The organism is Ruegeria sp. G12, assembly GCF_056533565.1.
In genome coordinates this window covers 392,155-419,075 of sequence record NZ_JBQFOO010000002.1, presented here as the reverse complement: position 1 = coordinate 419,075, position 26,921 = coordinate 392,155, and the positions used below count along the sequence as shown (strand labels likewise).

Here is a 26,921-nt window from a genome sequence, read left to right as displayed (position 1 = left end):
TTGGATGACGGATTGAGGGTAAGTGTGAACGGGATCAACGGGTTAGGCAAGGGGGAGTGATTTCACGGACGTCCCAGAGTATCTATCTGACATATTCAATTATTTAGTAGGATGTTGTTGTTGAACAAACATGATGCAGAAAATTCCAGTTGAATAGTACAGTCACTCGTCCAATGATTTAATATAGTTTATACTGAAATATTTTTCCAGAAGAAGAGTGGATTGAAACGCCTAAGGAGTAAATGAAGCATGGAATTCGATAGAAGAAAGAAATTAGTGTTCTTTTTTGGTTGCGTTACTTCCGTGCTTCTTATTCTCGCACTAGGGGCTCTGCGTGAAAATTATCCAGCGGAAATGGAATTGGAGGCACACTGGGTGGCTATCGGAATGTTACCTTTATTGTTCTTCCTTCTTTTCGGCGGCGTCATTTCTAAGGCTAAGGCGCTTGGCATTGAATTTGAGCTCGCCCTTAGCTCTCCAATAGGAGACTTCTGGGCGAGAATTGAAGAATTTGGGGCTTCTCGGTTGCTGAATGTCTCTCAGAATAGGACGTTGCGAAAACTATCAGTTGATTATTTGAAGGGTTTAGAAAAAGCGGAAGCTGAGGCGATCCAAATTCTAAGGTTTAACGTAGATCAAGATGGGGGATATGATCCATCCGCTTTGCTGGCCTATTTTCAATTTCTACCAAATCTCAGTTTTTTGGAAGTTGTAAAGGATGAAAAACAGGTTTGGATTATTCCGATGAGTCACTTCTTTGTCGAAGACGGAGAGCGCCAAAGGCATCATGAAAATCAAAGTATTATGGGGCGGATTGAACAGTTTGTGAATATTTTGAACCGTAAAACTTGTCATAAATTGTTTCTTGATGTGTGCTTCCCGAACTATAAGTACAAGGTAACCAAAGACACTTCGATAAAGCTTCTAATCGACAAAGTCTGCAAAGAGCGAAAGCCAGTAATCACCATTTTTGATGAAAACGACCTTTATTTAGGTGCTGTGCTGCCTGATCATCTCCTACAGTTGACCAGGTGGATCATCAAAGACAGCTAAACCACTCTCCTAAACATCCAACTCCTCCACAAACCGCGCATTCTCCTGAATGTACTGGAACCGTAGCTCAGGTTTCTTGCCCATCAGGCGCTCGACGAGGTCTCCGGTTTCGCCGGGTTCGTCCTCGTCAATCGTGACGCGGATCAGTTTGCGGGATGCCGGGTCCATTGTGGTCTCTTTCAGGTCTTTGGCGTCCATCTCGCCCAGACCTTTGAAGCGGGACACGTCGATCTTGCCTTTGCCGCCCAGACCTTTTTCCAGCCATTCGTCGCGCTCGGCCTCGTCCAGACAATAGACGCGTTTGGCGCCTTGGGTCAGGCGATAGAGGGGTGGGCACGCGAGATACAGGTGGCCTGCGTCAATCATCGGGCGCATCTGGGTGAAGAAGAACGTCATCAGCAGCGAGGCGATATGCGCGCCGTCGACATCGGCGTCGGTCATGATGATGATCTTGTCATAGCGCAGGTCGTCGACGTTGAACTTGGTGCCAAGGCCCACACCCAAGGCCTGCGTCAGGTCGTTGATCTCGGCATTGGTGCCCAGTTTCGAACTGGCCGCGCCCAGCACGTTCAGGATTTTGCCGCGCAGGGGCAGCAGGGCCTGCGTCTTGCGATCGCGGCCCATTTTGGCGGAGCCGCCCGCCGAGTCGCCCTCGACGATGAATAATTCGGTTCCGTCCCGTGTTGAACTGGAACAGTCCACCAGCTTGCCGGGGAGACGAAGTTTCTTAGTGGCGGACTTGCGTTGTGTTTCTTTCTCGGCCCGTCGGCGCAGGCGTTCCTCGGCCCTTAGGATGAGGAAATCCAAGATCGCGCCGGCGGATTTTGTGTCGGCGGCGAGCCAGTTGTCGAAATGGTCGCGGACCGAGTTTTCGACCAGCCGTTGCGCCTCGACCGTGGCGAGGCGGTCTTTGGTCTGGCCGACGAATTCGGGTTCGGAGATAAAGCACGACACCAGCGCGCAGCCGCCGGTGATCAGGTCGTCTCGGGTGATTTGACCGGCTTTCTTGTTGTTGATCAGCTCTCCGTACGCCTTGATGCCCTTGAGGACGGCGGCCCAGAAACCTGCCACATGGGTGCCGCCTTCGGGCGTGGGGACGGTGTTACAGTAGGACTGGATGAACCCGTCGCGTGAGGGGGTCCAGTTGATCGCCCATTCGACCTTGCCGGGGGTGCCGAATTTTTCGTTGAAATCCACGGTTCCGGCAAAGGGTTGTTCGGCATAGGTGGACGAGCCGTTCATCGTTTCCTTGAGGTAATCGCTGAGGCCGCCGGGGAAGTGGAAGGTGGCCTCGGTCGGGGTTTCGCCGTCGTCGATATGGGATTTCCAGCGAATCTCGACGCCCGAGAACAGGTAGGCCTTTGAGCGGATGGATTTGAACAGCCGCGCCGGTTTGAACTTGTGGTGGCCGAAGATTTCGGCATCGGCGTGGAAGGTCACTGTGGTGCCGCGCCGGTTGGGGGCCGCGCCGATCTTTTCGACAGGACCCAGCGGGATGCCGCGCGAGAAGCGTTGTTCGAACAGTTTTTTGTCGCGCGCCACCTGTACGACCATGGAATCAGAAAGCGCGTTGACCACGGACGCGCCCACGCCGTGCAGACCGCCCGAGGTCTGGTAGGCTTTGCCCGAGAATTTGCCGCCCGCGTGCAGGGTACACAGGATGACCTCGAGCGCGGATTTGTCGGGGAATTTGGGGTGCGGGTCGATGGGAATGCCGCGCCCGTTGTCGCGCACGGTCAGGGCGTAGTCTTCGTGCAGCTCGACCTCGATCCGGTTGGCGTGGCCTGCGACCGCCTCGTCCATCGAGTTGTCGAGGATTTCGGCGACCATATGGTGCAAAGCGCGCTCATCCGTGCCGCCGATATACATGCCGGGGCGTTTGCGGACCGGTTCCAGACCTTCGAGCACCTCGATCGAGGAGGCGTCATAGGCGGTCGTGTTCTCGGGCGTCAAAAGATCGTCGGGCATGGGTGCTGCTCTTGTTTTCAAGTTTTCCCCATTATGGCAGGTGATGTGGTCCGGGGGAAGAGGGGCGCGAGGTGTTGTGCCCCTCTTTGACCGGAAACGATCACTTTCTGAAAGACGGATCGGGAGTGCCGACGTAACAATTCATGATCCAGGGATAGGTCGTGGTGACGTAGTAGCCGTATTGGCCGTCAACGGTCATGCCGTTGCATTCATCCAAGTCTCCTTTGCCAGTAAACGTGTAGTCTTCGATGTACGTGCCGTCGGGCATGCCGCCTGGACCGCCCGGCGGGGAGGGGCGCTCTTGCGTTTTCAACTCGTACCCCGAGGTTGCGGCCCGGATCGTGCCATCGGCGTCTTTGAAGATGGTTCCGAAGATCGGAAACCCGTCCGATGCGAAGCCGATTACGGGTGACGGCTCGGTGACTTCGCGGTCAACAAACAGCGCGTTCGGGTTCGAGTGATAGTGATACCGGCCATCGGGCTGGGTATGGGCGTTGTGCAAATCCACACCGAAATACTTGTCGTATGAGGGCGGGTCGATCAGCCACGGGTCCCGGACCGTGCAACCGGCCAACACATTGCCGTTCTTGTCCGCGCGCGGCCCGTCCGGGCGGTAGCACCCGGCAGACAGCAAATCGACCGGCACGCCGTTGAACAGGACCGCGTTGTATGCCCGTTGTCCCAAAGGGGTTGGCTGTGCCGCATTCTTTGGGTTTCGCGGTATTTGGAACTCGGAAATCAGAGGTCTGAAATCATTGGCGAAACGCGCGGTTGCCCCGTTGAAATCATGGTTGGGGGTGCCGTTGGACGCAAGGGTGCAAGTTTCCTCGTCAGCCACGATTTTGACCTGCGCCTGATAGGTCGTTGATTTTTGGATGTCTTCAACTGTGGCAGAGTATGCGCCCACATAGTCCGCGCAGTCTCCGGACCTGTTGGTGAGTATTTTGTTTGTGATGTCGGTTCCGGCAACCTCTTGCGCAAAGGCAGAGAGTGGCAGGAGCGTTGTCAGGCCGGACAGTTTTATCAGTCTTGCGAATGTCATAGCTGTTAACCAATCGCTTTTTGGGGGTACGGGCAGCGTAGACGAGCCGATGTACTTATCAAGGGCTACTCAACGGCAGAATGGGCGGTTGTGTAATTTCATAGCTTGCACAATGACTTGCTCTGCAACAGCTTAAGGCCAGAAACGCAACGAGCAAAAGGGCGATCATGAGCTGGATCAAAACCATTCCCTTCGACCAAGCCACCGGAAAGCTAAAAAAGCTGTACGAGCGGGTGACTGGCCCCGACAACAATGTGGACAAGATGTCATATCTGATTGACCACACTCTCACGGCGCGGCAAAGGGTAAGCCATGGCGAAGGCATATTCATACCTCAGAATCAGTTCTGAAAAACAAACCCGAGGTGGCGGCATCCAACGGCAGATGGAAGCGTCTGCACAGTATGCGGAACAGCATGGATACGAACTCGTTGAAACTCTGCAAGATGTGGGCGTTTCTGCATTCCAAGGCAAGAATGCTAAAGAAGGTGCGCTGAGCAGATTTCTGTCCGCTATTGACCAAGGTGTTATTGTGTCTGGCAGCTTGCTGATTGTCGAAAGCCTTGACCGCTTGAGCCGACAAGACCCGATGAGCGCGTTCACTCAGTTTTCCCAAATTATTAGCAAAGGTATCTCTATCGTTACGCTGGTCGATCGTCAGGTCTATTCCCCTGAGTCGGTAAAGAACGATGTAAGTAAGCTATTCTTGTCTCTCGGCTCAATGCTGCGGGCACATGATGAGTCAAAGACTAAAAGCGTCCGCCAAATAGCAGCTTGGAAGCGAAAGCGGAGTGCTGGCGAGTTAATGACGACTAGAGCGCCTGCGTGGCTTGAAGTTGTCGATGGTAGATTTCACGTCAAAAAGGGTGCGGCTGAGACAATCACGACAATTTTCGACCTTTGTATCAACGGTATGGGGGCATACTCTGTCACGAAACACATGAACTCCAACCTTGAGAAATTCCCCACATTTTCAGGAGGAAAGGGCTGGAACACAGCATATGTTGGAAAGATTCTGACTTCTCGTCATGTGCTGGGCGAACTGCAGCCATTCAGCAGTGTCAGTGGCAAACGGTCAGAAGTCGGTGATGTGATCACGGACTATTACCCAAAAATCATCAGCGAAGGAAAATTCCAACTTGCTCAATCAGCGATGGCTGGAAGACGAATCAAGGGTGCTGGGCGAAAAGGTGAAACAAAGACTAACCTGTTCAGCCGGATAATTCGATGTGGGAAATGTGGTTCGGCGATGGTCTACCGTGCTCGCGGTTCCAGTGGAAAAGGCGTAGACATGCTGCGCTGTCAAGGCAGCTACCAGAACAAAGGCTGCAATTGTCCTGGCTGGCAGTACCCAGAGTTTGAAGAAGCGTTCTATCGGTTCGTCAAAGAGGTGAACTTCGTTGAAGTGTTTGCTGGCGAGGATGCAGGCAAACAGACCGCAATACTCTACAAGCAACGAACTGTGGTCCAGGAGAAGATTGCAGAAATCGAGAAATCGATTGACACAATCGTTAACAGAATGGTCCGAATAGATCTAAGCGAGACGATGATTGCAGCCTTGTCCAAACGAGAACAAAGCGCCCAAATTGAGCTGCAATCATCGAAAGCAGAACTGACGGAAATCGACAATACGATTGCAAACCTGACAGCAGAGAATGTCGCATCCACTCAAAATGACTTCATAGAAAAGTATGAATGTTTGTCCGATAAAGCTGAACTCCGAGAGGTGAGATTTCACCTTTCAAGTATCATAAAGCGCTCAGTGGAAAAGATCGAATGCTTCAACGGATTCCGAGTGTTTCCGTGGGAAGTGGAAAACATTTCCGACCGTTTTAGACGGATAGTCGAAAAGATGGGTATGGATACTAGTGAGAAGATCGCAGAATATCTGAACAAGCAGACGGGCAGAGTGATGCATGATAAGTGTGAAAGGTACTTTGTCGTCACTTTCCGAAACGGTGTTAGCAGATATGTCCGACCGGGCGTGGATGGGGCAATTGTCATTCGCTCAGAAAGAATGGCGGGTTTTGAGAAAAAGTGAATTCGCCCCGATTACGCTTCGGTGAAGAGTTTTCCGTCCAAAGAAGCATCCCTAAAGAATGCATTGTTATTAAGCATCCCAAATTGGTTAATCGTTACAGAGTGCGCTCCGCTCTTATTCGCCATTTAACAGACCTTTAGCTCCGCCCCATTAACTGCTAGGACTGCTCCTGACATGGCAGACGCGGCCATGTTGGGGCGTGGAAACCCCTCAAGTACTAGGCCGAAATTTCGGCTGAACACCTTTGACCTATGGTCGGGGTGCCTGTGTTATACAACAGGCTCCGGCTAAAGGCACAGGGTCCGTGTACTTGCGGATTTCCAACACCCCGATCACCAGTCAACCGCGAGGGCGCTCGCAGATCGGGGCATGCGGAAAAGACCTTCACAATATCGATGCAGAGCAAAGCACAGGGCGCTGTTCCCGCCGCTTCCAATTCAAACCACCTGAACATTCAAATCCCCTGTCGGCCTTCATCGGTGTTGGCCGTATCGGGGGCGGTGCGGGCACCCCGCCTCACATCAATCCATGACAACAGGCATTAAGACATGACAGACACACAAGACACAGGCGACAACAACGACGAAGGCAGCATCTGGGACGTGTTCCGTCTCATCGGCTTCGGCGTTGTCTGCTATATTATGTACGTGATTTTCTTCACCGACCCTCGTGGCGACCAGTTCAACGAGTTGGTTGAGACAAGCGCACCCACTGACCAGAGAGTGTTTCTCGATATAGTCGGCTCGGCCATCGCAACCGCTGACAGCGCCAGCAACGATGCAGCCACGACAGCAGCATATATTGCGGCCAACGAACAGCTTTGCTCTGGTCAAACCTTTGACCCGTTCGGCATGAAGACTGGATGGGTCGGAGTTTTCGATGGTGCTGACCTGACAGACTCAAGCTCGAAAATGTATGTTGAGATCGACATCGGCCACGGCAACGAAATCCGTACCGAAGTGCCGGAGGCATTGCGGAACACGGTGCTGAACATCGAAGACGGCAAGTCGGTCACATTTTCAGGGTCATTCGAGCCGGGCAATATGTATGAAAACCAATGCCTGGATACCATCGGCTCTGTCCTGTTCGGAGCGAAGCCCAAACTGACTGATAGGCAATTCACTTTCGACCTCAGGCAGATCGCAGAAATCGCCGAATGACCTTTGCGACGCACAGCAGGCAATTGCTGTGCGGTTTCGTCGTTGGCCTTCATCCAATCACCAAGATGGTGAACTCGCATCACAACCAAGGAATATCAAAATGATCAATCGCATAGTCTTTGCCGGACTTCTGTCTCTGTTTGCCACGGGGGCAGTGGCCGAAGACTTCACAATCTCATTTACATGGGATGGCCTGAAACCCTGCACGTCAGGAAATCCCAACCGTGTTGGCAACCCAAGCTTTGTGGTCAAAGGATTGCCTGAGGGGACACAGTATGTCCGGTTCACGATGAAAGACTTGGATGTACGTTCTTACAATCACGGCGGTGGCGTTGTGAAGATGTCAGCGGATGGCACTGTGTCATCGGGAGCGTTCAAGTACAAAAGCCCTTGCCCACCGAACGGAGCACATATCTACGAATGGTCCGCTGTAGCCCGTACCAAGAAATCTGGCGGCAAGAAACTTGGGCTAGCAACTGCACAGCGCCAGTATCCTGAGTAGGATGGGCCAGTCTGGTTTAGCTGGACTGGACAAAAAATGCGCAGGGCAAATTTGGTGCCTTGCGCCCTAAACTCCCCAAACGACATCAGCCTTCGGAATTGAATTCGGGATAGTATGCGTGCGCTTCAAGACCTTCCCGGCGCGGTTCGTGCGCTCAAAAAAGACATGAGGGATCGGCGTACCAGTGCTGATGTTCTTTACGAGGTCGTCTTTATTATACCAAAACCCGATTCCGCAGGCATAGTCGCGGCCGCTCATGAGCCATACGTTAGCACCACCGAAATCGAATGCGACAATTACTCGAAGGTCACACCACTCATCAATCAAACGGACATCGTGGACAGACAACCGCGATATGATGTGACCCTCAAATCGATGCCCCGGGTTGTACCGCAGCGCATTCTCAATTTGTGTCTTGTCGGTCTTACGCCGGAGACCATCAACCACCCAGATCATGGGTGCATGGAACACCGTGCGTTTCTGGGCTTCATCAAAGTCAATTTTTGAGTGTTGAAACTCCACCACAAAATTGCTCGGGGTCTTCACGTCCGCAATATGGAGTTCGCCTTGTTCATCGCGGGCAGGAATTTCCTGCCAATCCGTCGGGAAGCGATTCTTCCAAGATCGGTGCCACTCCGTCTCAGATTCCCACCACTGGTCGCAGTGGCGCTGCCCTTTGTGAGCCCAGTGCCATACCTTTTTAGTGCCGCACCTTGCAACCAACGACGAGTTGCACCCCGGGCAAAACCCGACTGCACCGGGCTCAGCCTCGATTCTACTGTCTTCAAAAACCGCGAAACGCATTGAAAAGACATAGGTGCTTGATATGGGCGCGCCAAGATAGCACTAAGCATCATGAACACAATTTAGTTCACGCATCGACTAAATCTTTGACAGGAAAAACAATGAGCGGAAGTGATGGCAATGTTTGGATTGCTCAACGTCATGGTCAGGACTGGCGCGACGAATATGTGCTGGCCGCAGTGAACTGGTTACACGAAATATTGCCATCGGCTGAATTGGAGGGACGAATAGAGGCAGCCGAGAGCTATTTTCAATCCGCAAAGCAGCAATGGGCAGAAGGAAATCGTGTCCCATTATTTAATCCAAAAGACAAGATTTCTTGGTACCTGCATCAAGCGCTACGATATGCTGATCCGGCCTTGAGACCTGATTTTTTCTTGCCCGAAGGCTACCGCATTGCACCGCTTTTCAGACGCCTTGGACAGATCATCCCGCAATTGCGCACAATCGAAGCTGCAGAAGACTGCGTTGAGCGTTTACTAAGAAGAGATAAGGCTCAACCCGATGACGGGATATACGAGCTTCTGGTGGCGGGAGCCTACAAGAGCCGGGACTGGGAAAAAGTTGAATTCTTGGCGGAAACTCCGGGGATGGGAAAACGCAATGATCTTAGGGTGGAACGTAATACGGAACATTGGGCCATTGAGTGCAAGCGCACAGGGCGATCCGGCTATGCCTATGAAGAGCGACTTGCTGCGGAAAAAATCGCATCGAGCGTACATTCGTTGTCCAAAAAATCGGGCAAATCCTTAGTAGTGCTCGCTTACTACACAGAAGAAGTTACTGCTTTAGGTGAGCGATACCTTGACGACAAAGTTGAACGCTTTCTCCAAAGCACTGGGCCCGTTGAATGGGAGGCAGAGGGCAGTCATGGTGTAGTATTCGAAATGCCTTGGACCGACTTGCGTGCCGTGATGGCACATGACGATATTTACTTTGGGTCCAGTCGGATGGTCGAGCTTGTGTTGGGACATTACGATCCCATAATGGATTTTTCGATGGATGGATGTTGGACACCAGCAGAAGGACGCCCCCTACATGCGACTTGGGTAGACCAAGCGAGTCTCGTTATATGGAGGAGCACTTCTGAGGCTGCGGCTCAACGAAAGGCACGGCATTTTCGGAGCGTGGTGGGGCGGGCGTCTCAACAACTTCCAGACGACATACCTAGCGCAATCCACGTGGGCTATGAAGCCAACGGAGGGAACAGTGTTGATGGACTTCGTCACCATCTCAACCAACAGGTCATGATGGAATTTGAACCCGCTGAGACGGATCTCCGTATGGTATATGGTAATTACTTTATGCCTGAGCTCGTCACATCCCGGAACGAGAGTTGTGCGGTAACCGAAACCATGGCTTGGTATCCAGTGGGGACTGGTCATGAGTGTCAACCACTCCCAGACCACATGCTATTTTCTGATGAAGACGGCTTGCCCGGCTCACATCTGTAATTGAGGAGCTTGACCCGGCGAGAGATCACTAAGATTAACGCCACTGATATCAACGTAAGAGCTTCACACGCGACGCAAATTTTCTGCCGTTGCGAAGACAGTATAGACAGCTAGTTTGCTCACAAAAAATAGGGGTTTGCAATGAGTACACTTGAAGAGGCACAAGCAGCAGCACTGGCCCACCGAGAAAAAATGGAGCGCATTGTTTGTGTGAAGGATGGTCATATTGTTATCGACCTATTCGAGCTGTGTGATGCCCCAAGTGAATACAATATCCCTTTGCACAAATGCGAAACGAGCACGCAGATTTTGGGATGGGTACAACACTTGACCGAAAAGACTTGGCTTACCAATGACGTACTCCGTCGTTTTGTGGCCCTTGCAACAGCGACTGCGGGAATAGATTTGCACGAGAGTTAACAATTTTGTTGTGCACGTAGGCCACTCGAACTTAAGCCAAACAAACAGTGTATCTCGGCTATATCGACGGGCACTTTAGCCGCACCCAAGATTGCGGGTGTTTCCGCCACTCAATGATGAACAATTGAACAACATCAGCCGAAACGGTTGTATGCATGAATCTAACGACTTACGTGTCGGACATGGAACTTACATACCCCATCAACTTCGTTGGTTTTGAACACGGTGCCACCAGTGGCGACGTGATTACCCGTGACGGTGAATTTCTTGGGACCTGGACCTTCATCAAAAACGAAGAGGAGGACACTGGTGAGTTTCAATTTGTCGCAGATGGCGAAACTGAACCATTGTTCACCGAAGGGGTGGTCTTTCTTAGCAGCGGCTTGCGGGTGGGAATGGCGCTTAGCACCATATGCCGGACCATTCGTGATTGGCGCGACGAAAGTGAGCGGCTAGAAAACGTTGGCAGTGGATAAAACAGACGGCCAAAGTTGAATGCTGACATTTGTATCTCATGCAAAACACGACAGCTAAGAGCTCATTTTGCCGGATGCTGCGCCGAGCACGAAGGTCAGCTTTTTTTGTACTGGACGGTTCAGAAAAACATACAAGGGCCTATGCGCCTATCAATTCTGAAATCACCAGATTTTGTACGGGTAGACCCTTGAAGCAGAATTTATAGTGCCTAGGTATATATCGCTTCGGGGCATCGGACCCGGATGAACCGTGTTAAGGACCGCAAGCGTTATCTTCGCGCGCGGCGGGATCATCGGCGTGATTGGGTTCATGTCGCATCCTACTTGGCACAATGTGGTTGTAATATACCACGCTAGGTTATTCCGTACCGGAGGGCGCTTGCGCCTGTTGATGGGAGCTAGGTTCAAATAGCCCGGGCAGTTTTTGACGAACGGAGTCGCTATGCCCGGGTTTTACCTACCTACTGAAGAAGAATTCGATCCCCACACCGACGCTTTCATTCTTCACTGCCTGGCAAAAGAACGCCAATATCAGCACTTCGATCTCCCTTTATCAGATGAAGCTCGAAACCAGCAGTTCGACTTTTCGTCCGAGGTCGCGCCACGCCGTTTTCTACCACTGTTGGGGTACACAGATATCACCCGGAAGTTTGTTCGGGACGATAGCGGCAACCGACACGAAAAGATTAAGAAGCGGCCCATTCGTTTTGCGGCTCACGAAGATGCCGCATATCTGCAAGCATATGCTGATCACCTTGGACCAATCTATGAGGCCGCACTTATGGAAGACGGAACGAGCGGCAGTGTCCTTGCCTATCGGCGTGGAGGGGGAACCAATATTCACCACGCAAAGTCGCTCTTTGACGAAATCTCACAGCGGCAAAATTGCAGTGTTTTCGCCTTGGACATTTCTGGGTTCTTTGACTGCCTCAACCATGATCATCTGAAATATGAAGTTTCGCGTTTGGTCGGTGTAGATCGGTTGAATGATCACGACTGGACGGTCTTCCACAATGTCACCCGATATTCTTGGGTGGAATGCGATGATCTGGATACGTTGCTCGGTAAAAAACGTAAGCGGCACGGGAGGGTGTGTACACCCGATCAATTCAAATCGCATGTCAGAGGTCGCAAAAGTGGCTTGGTCCGCAAGCATGAATTCGATTTTGGTATCCCCCAAGGAACCCCTGTCTCTGGGCTGTATGCCAACATTTACCTCCGGACTTTTGATCAGGAAATTTTTCGATTGGTGAACAGTATTGGCGGTTCCTACCGTCGCTATTCCGATGACATCGCGGTCACACTGCCGCTAGGAGCAAAGCAAGATCATGTTGTAGGACTTATTGAAAAGTTCATCGCAGACTTTGCGCTCGCGCTGTCTACCGACAAAACGGAAACCGCAGACTTCAACGGCGGTGCCTTGGTTGGCGATAAACCGATTCAGTACCTAGGATTCACTTTCGATGGAGAGCAGACCTTGATCCGGCCCTCTTCTATGGATGCATACCGCTCAAAGATGAAACACGGCATCCATGCGAAATTAGTAGCGGCGAAGCAGCAAGGAGTTCCATCGTTTAAGGTGTTCAAACGAGAACTGTTGAGTCGATACACGCACAAAGGAATACGGCGTAACTTTATTCAGTACGCTTATAAATCGGCTGATATTTTCGATGCGTCAGAGATCAGACATCAGGTTAGAAACCACATCAAGTGGTTCAACAAAGCTTGGGATCGCGAAGCGGTCAAAGTCTATGGCGGTTTGGTCACTTCGGCATAGCAGTCAAAAAATGCAAAGAGGAAAATATGGAAGTTTGGTTTTGTATAAGCGGAAGTGTCGTTGCTAAGAGTGAAACAGGCATCGTTCCCCCGATTGGCTCAGAAGTCACGATACGAATGGACACGTACAAAAAGGGACTGGAAGCGGGGACTGTTTTGACATTCACGGTTAGTGATGAGTTTCCACCGCACTACGACTACACTGCCGATGTGGTGTATGTCGATGTGAATGGTTGGAAGGTTCATAAACCTCATGAGGAGGTAGATGATTGATCAAGCATTGGTGGAATGGCACTTTTGTTCCCTACGACAACGATGACGACAGCGGAGTCTTCTTGATGGGAGGGACATACCGACGGCACTGGTCTGCTAATGTTGCGCGCGCCGTGGTCAGTTTCGTATCTCGGGAGTGGAAATGGGTGATCGGAACGTCACTTGCAGTCTTGGGCCTAGCAATGAGCTACGCTCGTTTCTTTTGAGAGCGCAGCGCATAAGTCACGATTTGTGCACCACATGTGAGGACTCCGAAAATCAGGATGTGGATATGGTGCATAAATCCAGTGCGTATCTCGGCGTGATTTTTTAGCCTTTTCCCATGAAGATCGGCTACCTAACAGCCAACGTCAGCTTTGATGCATCAACGGCAATCTGCGTAGAACCATTGACGAAACCAACTACCCGTTGCCCTCCCTTCCGAAAATTCCGACGCCTTCTACGACAAACCAACGTTTGTCGGTGACGGAGAGATGAGCCATGGTCGAGTATGTTGTCTATTACCGAGTTTCGACCGAACGGCAGGGACGTTCCGGCCTTGGGCTGGAAGCACAGCGGGCGATGGTGGAACAATTCCTGACACCCGCCGATCAAGTGGTTGCCGAGTTCACCGAAATCCAATCCGGCAAACGGGACGACCGAGCCGAGCTATGGAACGCCATCAACCTTGTGAAGAAGACCTGTTCAAAGCTGCTGATCCCAAAGCTGGACAGATTTTCCCGGAAGGTGTCGTTCATATCCGGGATCATCGACCAAGGGATTGAGCTGGTCGTCTGCGAACACCCGAACGTGTCAACATTCTTTCTGCACTTGCTGGCCTGCTTTGCCGAGGAGGAGCGCCGACAGATATCAGAACGCACCAGAGCCGCACTCAGAGCGGCAAAGAACCGGGGAACCGTCCTCGGATGGAATGCACAGGCGTTGGCCGCCCAACGGCAGACAGAGAAGCGGATGTTCTTCGAGACCATCCGAACTGAGTTTGAACGGGCGGTTGCTGAGGCAGGATCATATTCAGGGGCGGCAAGACTGCTGAACGAACGTGGTGTGACAACATGCAAGGGTGGCCGCTGGCATCCGCAGACCGTTAAGAATTACTCCGTTTTCATCGATGACACTAAGTAGCAAATTCCTCTTTTCTTAGTCCCTTATTATACCCGCGTCAAAATGCGCTACTATAGCGCTAATTCAGTATTTTAATTAGCGACTGTCAACAAAATCGCCAATTATGTGTAGGCTGCTCCGTCCAACTAACCTAGATAGCGTGGAGAATGCCTTCGTCGCGAAGGTTTTCAACACCGTCTATTTTTCGAAGTGCATCGACAACGGACTCATCAGCGGAACCCGTGATTACGCCAACTTTGTTGAGTTTTTGCTCAATCTTCATGCCGACTCTACCAAGTTTTTCGGCAATACCTGCAATTTGGTCTCGCTGCTCACGAGCAACCAGTACTACAAGCCTCTTTTCTGACATGATCTCACGACCTTTCTAAATGATCCCTAACCAATAATTGGGGGTGAGGGACCGTCAGGTCAACCTATATCAGGCGATCAGAGAACCTCCGGAGCCCGGGGACTGGACCAACCCCGCTCCGCCATCACGGATTGGCAACCTGATATCGACAGCGCTTCTACGCAGAGCATCCCAAAGCTCACGACCTCTCAGATTACTGTCAGATTGCGCAAGTAATGTGGCAACTCCAGCGACGTGTGGGCAAGCCATAGACGTTCCCTGTAAACGAACATGGCGACGAGGCATAGGAGAGGACGATAGAATATCAACGCCTGGCGCCGCGATGTTTACCTCTCCTCCGTCAGAATTAATGCCACCACAAGAGAAACGTGCGACCCGGAATTCTTCATCCACAGCACCAACCGCCATGATGGATGGAGAATTGGCGGGCGCTCCAACTGGTGCGATGTGGTTGAATTGGCGGGCGCTTTCGTTGCCAGCCGCCGCAATAATCAAGCAACCATTTTCTAGTGCTGTCTGTCCGATGTCTTCATAAATGGGATCAAAGGGTTCGCCCGGCGACGTGGGGCGCCCAAGTGACATAGAAATAACATGGCAACCTTCCCCTATCGCCCAGTTCATTCCCGAAAGAATTTCTCCTTCACGACCAGAACCAATATTGTTCAAGACCTTTCCCACAAAGATTTCAGCCTCATACGCTACACCATATCGCGGCACTCCCGAAGGTGATAGCGGCCCTGCGGCTGTACCAACACAGTGAGTGCCGTGGCCGTTGCCATCTTGTACGGTTTCTCCGGCGACGAACGAGCGAGCAACAATCTCGCGTCCCACAAAATCTGGATGTTCAAGATCAAAGCCGGTGTCTAAGATTGCCACCTTAATCCCACGTCCACTGAAAGACGAACTGCTAGCTCGGACCGCTTGAACGCCCCAAGTGGCAACGTCTTCTGCTTGAACCTTTGCAATCTTGGTGGGCATATCCGTCAGTCCTGCGCGCAGGGGGCCGTCTGCTAAGATACGAAGTCCCTGACGAACCCATTCGTTGTAGCGTTCTTCTAGAGAATCGATTGCGAACATATGAAATTCCGGACGCACCGATTTCACATCCGAGCTACTCGACATAGCTGTCATGATTGATGCCGCCGGCATGTTCTCGCTCGGCCTTATGACAGCGACATTGAGATTCTCCAACATCAAGACGGCTTGTTCCGAAAGAGCATCAGAATAGGAATCCACCTGACCCTCGAAATCAGACGCAACGGCAACATTCATATTACTAACAGCCGCAAGTTTTTTAACCGCAGTTGTGGTTTTTGTCCCCGGCTGCATCTGTACAATATAGTTTCCGGTCGGCACGGGTTGAGAATTTACTAGATTGTCGGATACGTTAACACTGGACATAAGAATTCCCCTTTTCATTTAAATAAGTTATTCGTCAATGCAGTCTTGTACAAAAGCCAGTCTAAAGCGTCATTGCAATGCGTTTGAGGTGATCTGCCTTTCTCGAATACTCACTCAAATCTTGGAGTGACCGATACGCAATATGACGTAAAGTTTTCCAGAATACAGCGCCTCTCTACTAAGTTTGGATGCTTACAAGTTATCCATATTCCAAGCTCCGCAAGCAGTGAAAACGTGCTCGCCGAAACTCTCTGTTTTTACAGCGCCCTTTGGCTGGAAGGCCTACAATAACACCGTTTTTGAGGAAGTCTTTGTCAAACACAAAAACAAACTCTAATTAATTGATAACCAAGGATTGCGCAATTCCCAGCCTGAAACTGATATACGCTACAAAAAACGTTTCGGGCACAGAATACATCAAAATTGGCTTTAAATCAAAGACCAAGTCAAGTCCGCCTAAACGGGTCGGATACAACGTAGGACTGGGAAGCGAAAATTCTTCCAAATGATACGCCCTAAGTTCGAGCAGGCGCTGGCATCCGCAGACAGTGATCAACTACGCAGTGACATTGAACAGCGCTGAGTCGTAAAGCGCTTGAGGCACCTGTGCTCTGCGCACTTCACTGCGGCTGGGCCTCAAAGATGGCGCGCACCGGATTGTGGTCTGTCATTTCGAAGCCAAGCTCTAAACCCTTGCTCTCAACAATCGAGACGTTAGGTGACGTCAAGAAGCCATCGATAGTTAACACATAGTTCTCGCCGGGCACATAGGGCTGATAGGCCGTGCGCACCGTTGGAACGTCTGCGTCCACGGCCCACCGCCACCCATTTGGGATAAGTTCCTTAGGAAAGTCCCTGATCCAGAAAAGAAAGCGTTCATCGGTCCGATGCGGGAACTCTCGATCCGAGAGGCGCAAGTTCCAATCTCCTCCGATTATCACGTGATGACCCGCTTTGTATTCAGCTTCAGCGAATTTCAATAGAGCAGCAACTTGGCGCCGCCGCACGTCCTCTTCCTCGGAGTCGAAGGTCGAGAGGTGTATATTCACCAAAACCCAACTCCGATTGCCTTCAATACGAGCGATGTGCATGCGGTATCCCTTGCGGAACATACCGAGTTCAAAATCGGGCTCTAAAGGCAATCCACGGCGTTCGGCGGATGAGATATCCAATCGCGACAGGATCATATTACCCACGCTGACGTTCAGTGCTTGAGGCACGAATCGAGTGTTCACATCAGGCCCGAAAGTCCAAGCGTAGTCTTTCAAGGTTCCAGTTACACCGCTAAGAACGTCACGCTGATAGGTGTTCCAAGATGGCAGCGCAACTTCCTGCAAAAAAAATACATCTGCGTCCATGCGAGACAATTGTTGCTGGATCCCTGAAAGGTTTTTGTCGACGATTTCAGCATTGAGCGGGCGACGTTGCTCGCCCAAATCAAAGACAAAATCGCTCTCCCTACCCATCCCAGCATATCCGATGTTCCAAGTGATAACGGAAAGGCGATCACCTGCTAGCGGAGCGGTTTTACCAGAAGTAAACTCTGCCGCCTCTAGCTCTGGTGGCACATAGAAACGGTTCGCCACCACGCAGCCAGCCAGAAGGGTCCCGATCAAAAGGAAAGTAAAAAGTAGCATATTCTTAACCTGCATAAGAATCTTTCGGAAATCTCGTAACGCTACCGTGGAGGCCGGTTGTTTCTTTGCGATTGTCCACCCGAGAAAACCGCCCTCACTATCCTGGAAATGATCTGCGCTGCGAAGAATGCCAAGGCCCCCAAAACCACGAGCGAAACGAAGTTTACGAAATACATCGACATGAAAACGACGAATACAATTATCCCTAGCAAGTTCAAAGAAATCCAACCGACAGGCCAGATTACCATCGCATTGATGCGATCCTCCTTTTCTTCCGGTAGGTTGGACTTCTCCAAAAGATAGTGGGACCCGTCGATTGCAGCACGTCTTAGGCAAGTCCAGACAAAACCAACTACGATTACAGCAATCAGAATCATAGCTAAAGCCGAGATGAAGATGTTAAAGTTCGCACCATCAATTTGGACACCTATCGCATCTTCAACAGTGGTGAGGAACTTCCAAATCAGCCCCAGCGCCCAGTCCCCGTTTAAGAACTGGGCAAATGTGTCTGTTGCACCTCCGAAAACCATCTGAACAATATTTTCGTGGGTCGGAGAACGCAAATAAACATTCTGCAGATGCATCACAAGCGCTAACAAAGAGGTAAAAAGTGCCGCCTGAACGAGGTGATCAAACATTTCCTCGAAGCGTTCAAAACCCAATCGCGAGTCCGTACTTTCTGTATCGGGGACTAAGATAAGTCCATGTCTGCGCAGTTGAGGACGTGAAAAGAAGATACAAAAACAAATCATCCAAACGAACCCAGAAAGCAAGAAACCGGCGCCAATTACAGCAACAAGAACGTAGGCGGCTAAAGCAAACAAGGAGTTGGAAAGTGGACCAACCTGTGGGTTCGAAAATGCTGAAGCTACCGACCAGTCGAACTCAAATATTGGGTGACTTAAAACCAACGGATCGTCTGCGCTGAACTGTGCCAACATACTTTCCGGAAAAACGTTCCACTGAAAGACAACCACATAGAAGTCACCGAAAATGGTGAAAATTGCTGCAACTAAAAAAAGCAAAAGGCTGACCAAGGACCATCGTCTGGAGGTCTTTTCCCAGATTAGTGTTAGCGTCGCTTTGTCGACCGGGGTGTCGGATGTCGATATCAGCATGTTATTGTCGACAAGGCTGTCGATCAGCGGTTCTATAGCCTGACGCGCAAGTAACAAGTTGCGCAGAGCAAGGGGTAGCAGGATCACCGAGGCCAATGCCCAATTGGGAGCCCAAAGATACCCAACCTGCTTAGACGTGATACCCTCGAACCCCTCTACTGACTGACCACCAATGACGCCGTCCCATTCAACACTGGCCACACCAAGCAACGGTGACATCGCAGCGACACAAATCCCTAGAACAAGAAAGAGACCGGCAATAAAATCTGCATTCTCACCCGCTCGCTTTAGAGAAACGTCCGCAAATTGGAAAATCTTCCTCATAGAAAAAGCCTTATGGAAACTCACCTAAAGGTAGAAAACTTGCCGAGCATGATATCACCCTATCTTTGCGACACCTATGATTTTTTTGAATTGGGTAAGACTTCTCAGCGGCCTACGATCAAAAGACGCCCGGCAAGACGTGACAGTAAATTAAGCTCGTGACTACTGTGTCAAGCGCCCACATTCTTAAATAAGACATTGGTCAGTTGCACAGAAGCAGGTTCTATTGGGCCAAAACTAGACACATTGGACCGACTTACGCCTCACCTTTCACCAAAGCATCCAGCGCATCTTTCACAGGGTCCCGAGGGTGTAGCGTCATATCGGCCTCTTCCACCGCCAGATCAAACGCCGCTTTCGGTGTCAGGAATTGTTCAACATCAAGTTCGGGGAACAACGCTTGCTTGATGTTTTCCAACAGCTCAACGGATTGTGCCGTCCGAGGCACCTGATGTGGCACGAACACCTTCTTCTTCCGGGCATTGTCCACATCCGTTTTTGTGCAGGGAATACCAAAGCCATCATTCAGGATTTGGGCTAGCTCTTTCACCTTCAGCTTGTAGTCAGGGGTGATGTTATCCCGCTGGTACGACCCCACGTTAATCTTGTGGGTGCCTGCTTTCCGCAGCCTATGCGCAATGCTCAGGTCCCGGCGGAGACGTTTCAGGACACCATCCTCTTTGGCAATGTAAGCCCCAGCCGGACCCTGAGCGGCCAGCTTGCCCTCAAAGTACAAAGCCCATGCCCGGTAGTCCGACAGCGACTTCAGACAATGCGCAGTCTGCTTGTTGTAGTCCGACCAGATTTCTCGAGTGGTGTTGAACTGATCTACCGTGTCCCACGGCTGCGTCGAGAATGCCAAATGGGAACGGGTTTGACCATCTTTGGTCGCCACGTTCACATCCCCTGCAGCCTCCGGTCGCCGCTTCCAGTCGAACTCCATCGACAGTCGCTTGGTCATCGTCTTGTCCACGAAGTCCATCCCCTGTTCATACATCTCCCGGATACCAGCACCCATCGTGACGGTCATCGTGTCAGTAGGCTTGCGGTCAAAGAACAGATCAACGATTTTGCCATTCTGCTCCGCCTTCGACAGTTTGGACTCCAGTTTGATCCCGCCCTTGGCCAGCACCACCCGTTCGTCTCCCTTGGGCACCATGCCGGTGCCGTCCCAATCCTTGGGCTCAGACCGCTCCAATGTGGCTTGGCCACGGGTACGCCAACCAACCGGCTTTCGTACGATATGTTTGATTTCATAAATCTTGGTTTCGTTGAAAGGCTCATCGCCAACAGTAAGTCTGCGTCGTGATGCCAGATAGTTGCGGCCAAGAAATCCGGTCGCGGCTGCTTTCATCTGCTCATCTGTGGCCGTCGTCAGAAAGCCATCGGTCGTCACACTGAAGATACTGACATCCTCAGGCAGAGCGTTCATGATCTCCCCAAGAACACCCCGACAAAAGGCCGTAATGAAGGATGCAAAAACCGGATTGGTGATCTTGCTCGGCCCCAGCGGTTTGGTTTCGGCTTCCCTCAAATCGTAGATACGCCGCTCCCGCAAACCCTGCGCCGTCTTGCCGTATGTGGAATTGACCAGCTCTTTCCAAAACAGATTGTGCAGGGTCTTCTTGGGATGCTTGGCCCGTTCTTCGATGCAGTGATGGGTGAAGCCGGTGAAAGGTCGTTTAGCGTCTATTCCATCAGCCCTACCAACTCTGCGGGAGTCGATCCGCTTGCCATCCACCAACTCAATATCGGCCCCAAGTTGTTGGGCCAGGAATATTTCGCTGACATGGGTGGAACTGTTCCCTTTCCTCGGGAACACCAAACCGTTCTCTGTCCGCACCGGCAGAACAGGGTACCGCACATCATCCGGAAATTCGAAGTTCACATTGGCGAATGCCAGATCACCATGAACCAACTCACCGCTAAACAACTCATGAGTATCCCGTATCTCCCGAATGCTTGACCAGTCGGGCACACCAATAAGTGCCATGGCTGACGGATACGCACTTGTCAGGTCGTAATCATACCAAACGCCATCAGGTGCAGGGCCAAACCAGAACTGTTCATTACGGCCACCGTGATAGCATTCGGTGAAGAAATCCTCATTGATAAACAGCTTTCGAATAGGGACGATCTTTTGCTTGGATTGGTATCGACCATGCTTCTTGTTCCAGTGTTTCTCGTACACGATTTCCTTGCCAACAACGTCGAGCGGGTCGATCCCTTTTTCCCACCAATGTGCTTGAAACAGATTAACGCCGATGGAGGTCAGTGTTACCGGCAATTTGAACTCCCCGGTCTTTTCAAAATAAAGCCGGATCATTCGAACAGTATATTGCGCACAGACCTCAGCATCCCGGATGGCATAGTCCCGGAACAGGGGCCAATTGGCATCCAGCAGTTCTCCCATATGCTCCTTGTAGTATTGCTCCTGCTCTGGATCGTCCGACAGCTTCAGCTTCTCAAAGCCAAGGATTTCCCCCAGCTTGGCAAGGCTTTTGGCTCCTGCAGGGGCCAGAGCAATCGTGTCCCGGATTGCCACATGCAGCTTGATCGGCCTGAGCGTTCCACCCCGCTTCAGATTAACTTTGATGTCCTTTTCGACATTCATGAACAGATTGCGGACGTTCTCCAGATTCATGGCCTTCCGGGTTTTCTCCTCCTTGAAGTCAGAGAACCCCGGCACATCTGCACGTGTGAAGTGAGCGACCAGATAGACATTCACCGGCACTTTCAGATTGGGGTGCTGGGTAAATCCATCCCGCAGCGCATGTTCTACAAACTCGGCCAAGGTCAGCCGGTCTTCATCTGCTGGCCCCTTAGGCAATACAATGCCTGACCAGTGCTGTTCATCCCCTGCATTGCCCGGCGTAATGACATGGCAGCTGTATTGGTAGGACAACACCTGATTACGGACCTCAGCCAGACCATCTGCATTTACAAACGGTTCCCTCTGGTACTCGGTGTCAAAGCCGATGACGAGGTAACGAATGTGCCGAGAGTTCTTCTGGTTCTTCGGATAAAACTGGTCATTCCGAAAAGTGAGTTTGGCTTGCATGGGACCCCAAGTTCAGATCAAAATGCTGGAAGGTGCCACGCTGCCATAGCGGCAAAAATGGTAATTGTTAATCCCTTACACCCACACGGCACTTTTACTATTTTTTTGCCGATGTCCGACTGCACAGTCGTGGGAGAATTTGCCCCAATCCACGTATGACGTGGGACATTCTCCCTAATTTGTGCCGACCCCGTTTTAATCATGGATTCACGACCAAGTTTCGATCTGTGCCCCCTAAATAGATCATACGCAGGCACACACCACACACGACAACACACATCGCCACATCGAACACAGCTCGTAGCTCTCTTGCATCAGGACCGCGATGCAAACCACATATAGACAGCCCGAAGCGTCATGCGATCAGAAGGTACTTTCCGCCGGATGGTGACGAACCGAATTCAGTAGGCCAGCAGACATGACGTCATCGAATAGTAGGGTCAGGAAACAGCGAAAGCGGGGGAAGGATGAAAGCCCCCATAAGAGAGCCAGAGCAAAATAATTGTCATCACGAGACGGGGAAGTGCCGTCGCCGAGCTAGCCCCGCCGCCGTCCACGCAAAGCTAGCATATCGGTCCGCTGTTTAAGCAGCACGTAGGCTGAGACCGGATAACCGCCAGCCGTGCTTTGGAAAAGCAATCGTGTGTGGATGGTATGACAGAACCCCCGGGTTCGTCGGACTTCTCCTCAACGGATAGGAGAAGTATGTCCAAAATCCAAATTGACCAAAAAGGAATAACATTCGCGCAGCGAATGTCTTGCGAAGCAAGCGATTGATCAATCATTGCCAGAAGATAGCTACCTGCTTCACTTCGTGAAGTGCTTCGCATGTGCTTGTTTCAACCGGTTGGTTGGGCTGGCCGGGGAAAGTAATTGGTCCCATGGCGTTCGGTCTGGTGGCCGTCAGGACCAAAATGGAACATGATTTCTACCTATTGCCATCCACCAGCAATTGAATAGCCATCAATTTCACTTCGTGAAATGCTTCGCATGTGCTTGGTGATCTTGGTTCGATGATTGGGCTGACGGGATGATAAACTTGATCCCACTACCATCCATATTGGACCTGACAGCCCCTATGAGATCAACGCTTGTCAACCATCCCAATCATCCAGCTACCGTTTCGCTATCAACTTCACTTCGTGAAGTGCTTCGCATGGTTTGGGTTTTTGTTGCTCGTGATAAGAACAGACCGGAAAGCAAAAGGTCCCATTGCGTTCTATCCAAACCCAACGGGACCAATTGAATGCCCAAAGCAACTGGCTGATGTCACTTTCCGAACCGGCTGCGGATGGCTGTTGCAGCGGTCTCAAGGACCGCATCCAGTTTGCCGTCACTCGTGAGGCTTTTCAGCTTTTCAAGGTTTTGCACCACGTCCTCTGCGTCCGTGCATTTGATCGCTGACAATCCCGGAGCCAGTTCGAGAGACGCTTTACCGTACCTCGGCGAGATGAACCATTCGCCTTTGCTCGACTGCCAAACCCAAGTGCTTTTCGTCGGGTTGCTGATTTCCCCTGTCGCCATACCGGCCAACTGCTTTTCGATGGCTGCGATGAATTTCTGACGACGCTGATGTGACGGCTGCGTGGTTTTGGGCTTTTCCGCTGCTTCCAGATTGAACTGCTTTTCAAGTGCCATTGGGATCTCCTTTGCTACCCCAACGGCGTCCCTTGCATTGCCGTGACGGGCAACGTGCCTCTTCGAGGCAGATAGAAAACCCTTTAAACTGTGCCCATTAAAGCAGGGAGAGACTCATGGCATGGATCAAAACGATCGAGTATGCGGCAGCGTCTGGTAAGCTAAAAATGTTATATGATCGACTCAAAGGCGTGGGCTCAATTGACCACATCGACAACATCATGATGGCGCATTCCCTGCGGCCGCATTCGATGGAAGGCCATATGGCGATATACAAGAACGTGCTGCACCATTCGGCCAATCAGGTTCCCAAGTGGTTTCTTGAGGTGCTTGGCGTCTGGGTCAGTTCGCTGAACCGTTGCGGGTATTGCGTTGAACATCATTTCAGCGGGTTGCAACGGTTGCTGGGTGATGCTGCGCGCGGGGATGCGATCCGTGCGGCGATTGAGGCGCGCGCGCCCGAGCAGGCCCCGTTGCACGCGGCGCAGATTGCGGCGATGCACTATGCGCGCAAGCTGACCGAGACCCCGGCGGATTTGATGGAACAGGACGTGATCGCGCTTCGTGATGCCGGGTGGGACGACGGCGAGATACTCGAGATCAATCAGGTCTGCGCGTATTTTTCATATGCCAACCGCACGGTGCTGGGGTTGGGGTGTTCGACCGAGGGGGATGTGTTGGGCTTGTCGCCGAACAATTCGGATAGTCCAGACGATTGGGGACATCGGTAGGGGCGAGGGGCCAGCCCCTCGCGCTCCCCGAAGTATTTTTGAACAGAAGAAGGGGTGGTCCGTAGATATTTTATCTGTACCAGACTCAGGTTTGATACCAATCAAAGCGCGTCTTGGCCTTTTCTGCTAGCCGTCACTGCGAACAGTGAACGCTAGGAGATTATGCATGGACGCAGTTGCCAAGGTCGATACAAAACCCCAGAAAATTACCGCTGAGCCGGTCGGCAAAACAGGGGCGGTTGCGCCCAATCTGGAAAAAATCCGGCAGGCTTTTGAAAGTGGCAAATACCCTTACGGGCGCAAAATGGCGCGCTCGGTTTACGAGGCCGAGAAAGCGCAGCTTCAGGCCGAGCTTTTGAAGGTTCAGCTATGGGCGCAAGAGACCGGGCAACGTTTTGTGCTGTTGTTCGAAGGACGCGATGCGGCCGGTAAGGGCGGCACGATCAAGCGTTTCATGGAGCATTTGAACCCGCGTCAGGCCCGTGTGGTTGCGCTGAACAAGCCGACCTGGGAAGAGAAGGGGCAGTGGTACTACCAGCGCTATGTGCAGCAACTGCCCACCGTGGGCGAGATGGTGTTCTATGACCGGTCCTGGTACAACCGCGCTGGGGTTGAGCGGGTGATGGGTTTCTGCTCGCCCAACGAATATCTGGAATTCATGCGCCAGACGCCCGAGTTGGAGCGGATGTTGGTGCGGTCGGGCATTCAGCTTTACAAATACTGGTTCTCGGTGACGCAGGAAGAGCAGCAGCGTCGGTTCAAGAGCCGCGAAACCGATCCTTTGAAGCAGTGGAAGCTGTCTCCGATCGATAAGGCGAGCCTGAGCAAGTGGGATGATTACACCGAGGCGAAGGAGGCGATGTTCTTTTATACTGACACCGCCGATGCGCCTTGGACCATCGTCAAATCCAATGACAAGAAACGCGCGCGGCTGAATTGCATGCGTCACTTCCTGTCGACGCTGGATTACCCGGACAAGGATCATAAAATTGTCGGCGAGCCCGATCCGTTGATCGTCGGGCAGGCGCATCATGTGATCCACCGCTCAGAGCATATTCTGGGCACGGCCCTGCATCCGGAAGCGCGCTAACCGGCGCGGTAACTTCATCACGCCGGGGTGCCCGGCGTGATGGCCGTTTGTCTCATATTGAAATTTTGTCGTTCCGCTCTTGTCCCGGCTTCGGCCCGCGCATATGGCTGGGGCGATGATGAAAGTGATGACATATCCCGGCCATGCGCGTGCGATTGCGGTGCTGGGCCTGCCTCTGATCGGCGGGCATCTGGCGCAGTATGCGATCGGTCTGACCGACACCATCATGCTGGGCTGGTACGGGGTCGAGGCCTTGGCTGCGGTCACGCTGGCAAGTAGCTATTTCTTTGTCCTATTTCTGTTTGGTGCGGGCTTCGGCTGGGCGGTGATGCCAATGGTGGCGACCGCCGCGGCGGAGGAGAATGAGACCAGTATTCGCCGCTCGACCCGCATGGGCCTGTGGTTGTCGCTGATCTATGCCGTCGTGGTCATGCCGCTATTGTGGTGGTCCTATCCGATCCTGATCGCCCTGAAGCAAGAGCCGCAAATTGCTGAAACCGCAGCACAATACCTGCGGGTGGCAGGTTGGGGGTTATTCCCTGCGCTGCTGGTGATGGTGCTGAAATCCTATCTGGCTGCGCTTGAGCGGACCCAGATCGTGCTGTGGATCACTGTTGTGGCCGCCGTGGTCAACGGGGTGACGAACTATGCGCTGATCTTTGGCAACTGGGGTGCGCCCGAGCTTGGCGTAATCGGTGCAGCCATCGCCTCGGTCCTGACGCAGGTCGTGTCGCTGGTGGCGGTTGTGATCTATGCGGTTAGGGCGCTGCCCGAGCACAGCCTGTTCCAACGCTTCTGGCGCGCGGATTGGGAGATGTTTTTCAGCGTCCTGCGCCTGGGCGTGCCCATCGGTCTGACAACGCTGGCCGAGGTTTCTTTGTTCGCAACCTCAGCCGTGATGATGGGCTGGCTGGGGCCCGTGCCGCTGGCGGCGCATGGGATCGCGCTGAACCTCGCCTCGGCGACTTTCATGGTGCATCTGGGCCTGTCGAATGTGGCCACCATCCGGGCGGGCAATGCGCTGGGTCGGCGGGACCGGGCGCATCTGGAAAAGGGGGCGATTGCGGTGACCGGGATGTCTCTGGTCACGTCGGTGCTGACGGTGATCCTGTTCCTGACCTGCGCCGAGCCGCTGATTTCGCTGTTCATGGAAAGCGATGATCCTCAGCGCCCGCAAATCCTGTTGATCGGAACCGGCCTGCTGGCCATGGCGGCGCTGTTCCAACTGGTGGATGGGGCGCAGGTCATCGCGCTGGGTCTGCTGCGCGGCCTGCAGGACGCCAAGATTCCGATGGTCATGGCGGCGCTCAGCTATTGGGCCGTGGGTATCCCGGCCTCGTATTACTTTGGGTTCGTTCAGGGGATGGACGGGATCGGTGTGTGGACGGGGCTGGTGCTGGGGCTGGCCTGCGCGGCGGTGCTGCTGATGGCCCGCTTCTGGCTGAGATCTGTGCGGGAAATCGGCGTTCCGGCAGAATAAAC

At 52.3% G+C, this 26,921-nt stretch carries 22 protein-coding genes and 1 pseudogene; 14 read left to right on the top strand and 9 right to left on the bottom strand.

The features are described 5' to 3' along the window. Positions 1 to 249 precede the first annotated feature (249 nt). On the top strand, positions 250 to 1,053 hold the full coding sequence (locus ACR0JN_RS05915; RefSeq protein WP_480884726.1) for a hypothetical protein: 804 nt from the start codon (positions 250 to 252) through the stop codon (positions 1,051 to 1,053). 9 nt (positions 1,054 to 1,062) lie between these two features. Here ACR0JN_RS05915 and parE read toward each other — a convergent pair whose 3' ends face one another. Together parE and ACR0JN_RS05905 are read right to left on the bottom strand one after the other, a co-directional pair. After that, complete coding sequence (gene parE / locus ACR0JN_RS05910; RefSeq protein WP_480884725.1) at positions 1,063 to 3,021, bottom strand: DNA topoisomerase IV subunit B; 1,959 nt, start codon at positions 3,019 to 3,021, stop codon at positions 1,063 to 1,065. 100 nt (positions 3,022 to 3,121) lie between these two features. Continuing rightward, positions 3,122 to 4,063: a YHYH protein gene (locus ACR0JN_RS05905; protein WP_480884724.1), complete on the bottom strand. Its 942-nt coding sequence runs from the start codon at positions 4,061 to 4,063 to the stop codon at positions 3,122 to 3,124. A gap of 167 nt (positions 4,064 to 4,230) precedes the next feature. Between ACR0JN_RS05905 and ACR0JN_RS05900 the strand changes: the two are divergent. From ACR0JN_RS05900 to ACR0JN_RS05885, 4 genes and pseudogenes are all read left to right on the top strand, one after another. Beyond that, positions 4,231 to 4,327, top strand: a pseudogene (locus tag ACR0JN_RS05900) (alkylhydroperoxidase); the annotation flags it as partial. 48 nt (positions 4,328 to 4,375) lie between these two features. Then, positions 4,376 to 6,103 (top strand): recombinase family protein, encoded by a 1,728-nt coding sequence (locus ACR0JN_RS05895; protein ID WP_480884723.1) that lies wholly within the window; start codon positions 4,376 to 4,378, stop codon positions 6,101 to 6,103. 548 nt (positions 6,104 to 6,651) lie between these two features. Next, on the top strand, positions 6,652 to 7,263 hold the full coding sequence (locus ACR0JN_RS05890; RefSeq protein WP_480884722.1) for a hypothetical protein: 612 nt from the start codon (positions 6,652 to 6,654) through the stop codon (positions 7,261 to 7,263). Positions 7,264 to 7,363: 100 nt separating this feature from the next. Next, positions 7,364 to 7,765 (top strand): hypothetical protein, encoded by a 402-nt coding sequence (locus ACR0JN_RS05885; RefSeq protein ID WP_480884721.1) that lies wholly within the window; start codon positions 7,364 to 7,366, stop codon positions 7,763 to 7,765. Positions 7,766 to 7,831: 66 nt separating this feature from the next. Here ACR0JN_RS05885 and ACR0JN_RS05880 read toward each other — a convergent pair whose 3' ends face one another. Next, positions 7,832 to 8,569 (bottom strand): competence protein CoiA, encoded by a 738-nt coding sequence (locus ACR0JN_RS05880; protein ID WP_480884720.1) that lies wholly within the window; start codon positions 8,567 to 8,569, stop codon positions 7,832 to 7,834. Positions 8,570 to 8,670: 101 nt separating this feature from the next. Here ACR0JN_RS05880 and ACR0JN_RS05875 point away from each other — a divergent pair, with 101 nt between their 5' ends. The 6 genes from ACR0JN_RS05875 to ACR0JN_RS05850 all read left to right on the top strand — a co-directional run bounded on the left by ACR0JN_RS05875 (position 8,671) and on the right by ACR0JN_RS05850 (position 14,090). Next, positions 8,671 to 10,023 (top strand): hypothetical protein, encoded by a 1,353-nt coding sequence (locus ACR0JN_RS05875; protein WP_480884719.1) that lies wholly within the window; start codon positions 8,671 to 8,673, stop codon positions 10,021 to 10,023. Positions 10,024 to 10,164: 141 nt separating this feature from the next. Then, the gene (locus ACR0JN_RS05870) at positions 10,165 to 10,443 is read left to right on the top strand and encodes a hypothetical protein (protein ID WP_480884718.1); all 279 of its coding nucleotides are present in this window, start codon (positions 10,165 to 10,167) and stop codon (positions 10,441 to 10,443) included. A gap of 182 nt (positions 10,444 to 10,625) precedes the next feature. After that, positions 10,626 to 10,919, top strand: coding sequence for a hypothetical protein (locus ACR0JN_RS05865; RefSeq protein ID WP_480884717.1), 294 nt, complete (start codon positions 10,626 to 10,628; stop codon positions 10,917 to 10,919). Between the two features lie 442 nt (positions 10,920 to 11,361). Continuing rightward, positions 11,362 to 12,696, top strand: a complete 1,335-nt coding sequence (gene drt2, locus ACR0JN_RS05860; RefSeq protein ID WP_480884716.1) for an antiviral reverse transcriptase Drt2 — start codon at positions 11,362 to 11,364, stop codon at positions 12,694 to 12,696. A 26-nt stretch (positions 12,697 to 12,722) separates the two neighbouring features. Further along, positions 12,723 to 12,968, top strand: a complete 246-nt coding sequence (locus tag ACR0JN_RS05855; protein ID WP_480884715.1) for a hypothetical protein — start codon at positions 12,723 to 12,725, stop codon at positions 12,966 to 12,968. 480 nt (positions 12,969 to 13,448) lie between these two features. Next, positions 13,449 to 14,090: a recombinase family protein gene (locus ACR0JN_RS05850; RefSeq protein ID WP_480884714.1), complete on the top strand. Its 642-nt coding sequence runs from the start codon at positions 13,449 to 13,451 to the stop codon at positions 14,088 to 14,090. 130 nt (positions 14,091 to 14,220) lie between these two features. On the opposite strand, the gene ACR0JN_RS05845 is transcribed toward ACR0JN_RS05850, so the two are convergent. The 6 genes from ACR0JN_RS05845 to ACR0JN_RS05820 form a co-directional block, all read right to left on the bottom strand. Beyond that, positions 14,221 to 14,439 carry a hypothetical protein gene (locus ACR0JN_RS05845; protein ID WP_480884713.1) on the bottom strand — a complete coding sequence of 73 codons (219 nt, stop codon included), beginning with the start codon at positions 14,437 to 14,439 and terminating at the stop codon, positions 14,221 to 14,223. A gap of 69 nt (positions 14,440 to 14,508) precedes the next feature. After that, a complete protein-coding gene (locus ACR0JN_RS05840) occupies positions 14,509 to 15,840 on the bottom strand; it encodes a S8 family peptidase (protein ID WP_480884712.1) in 1,332 nt (443 codons plus the stop codon). 620 nt (positions 15,841 to 16,460) lie between these two features. Then, entirely contained in the window at positions 16,461 to 17,477 is a 1,017-nt protein-coding gene (locus tag ACR0JN_RS05835) for an endonuclease/exonuclease/phosphatase family protein (protein WP_480884711.1), read from the bottom strand. A gap of 41 nt (positions 17,478 to 17,518) precedes the next feature. Next, positions 17,519 to 18,919, bottom strand: a complete 1,401-nt coding sequence (locus tag ACR0JN_RS05830; RefSeq protein WP_480884710.1) for a hypothetical protein — start codon at positions 18,917 to 18,919, stop codon at positions 17,519 to 17,521. 256 nt (positions 18,920 to 19,175) lie between these two features. Continuing rightward, complete coding sequence (locus tag ACR0JN_RS05825) at positions 19,176 to 21,980, bottom strand: DNA polymerase (RefSeq protein ID WP_480884709.1); 2,805 nt, start codon at positions 21,978 to 21,980, stop codon at positions 19,176 to 19,178. A 1,269-nt stretch (positions 21,981 to 23,249) separates the two neighbouring features. Further along, entirely contained in the window at positions 23,250 to 23,618 is a 369-nt protein-coding gene (locus ACR0JN_RS05820) for a hypothetical protein (protein WP_480884708.1), read from the bottom strand. Positions 23,619 to 23,734: 116 nt separating this feature from the next. On the opposite strand from ACR0JN_RS05820, the gene ACR0JN_RS05815 reads away from it, so the two are divergent. From ACR0JN_RS05815 to ACR0JN_RS05805, 3 genes are all read left to right on the top strand, one after another. Beyond that, positions 23,735 to 24,349 carry a carboxymuconolactone decarboxylase family protein gene (locus ACR0JN_RS05815; RefSeq protein WP_480884707.1) on the top strand — a complete coding sequence of 205 codons (615 nt, stop codon included), beginning with the start codon at positions 23,735 to 23,737 and terminating at the stop codon, positions 24,347 to 24,349. Between the two features lie 166 nt (positions 24,350 to 24,515). Beyond that, complete coding sequence (ppk2, locus tag ACR0JN_RS05810) at positions 24,516 to 25,439, top strand: polyphosphate kinase 2 (RefSeq protein WP_480884706.1); 924 nt, start codon at positions 24,516 to 24,518, stop codon at positions 25,437 to 25,439. Positions 25,440 to 25,554: 115 nt separating this feature from the next. Continuing rightward, positions 25,555 to 26,919, top strand: coding sequence for an MATE family efflux transporter (locus ACR0JN_RS05805; protein WP_480884705.1), 1,365 nt, complete (start codon positions 25,555 to 25,557; stop codon positions 26,917 to 26,919). The last annotated feature ends 2 nt before the right edge of the window (positions 26,920 to 26,921 follow it).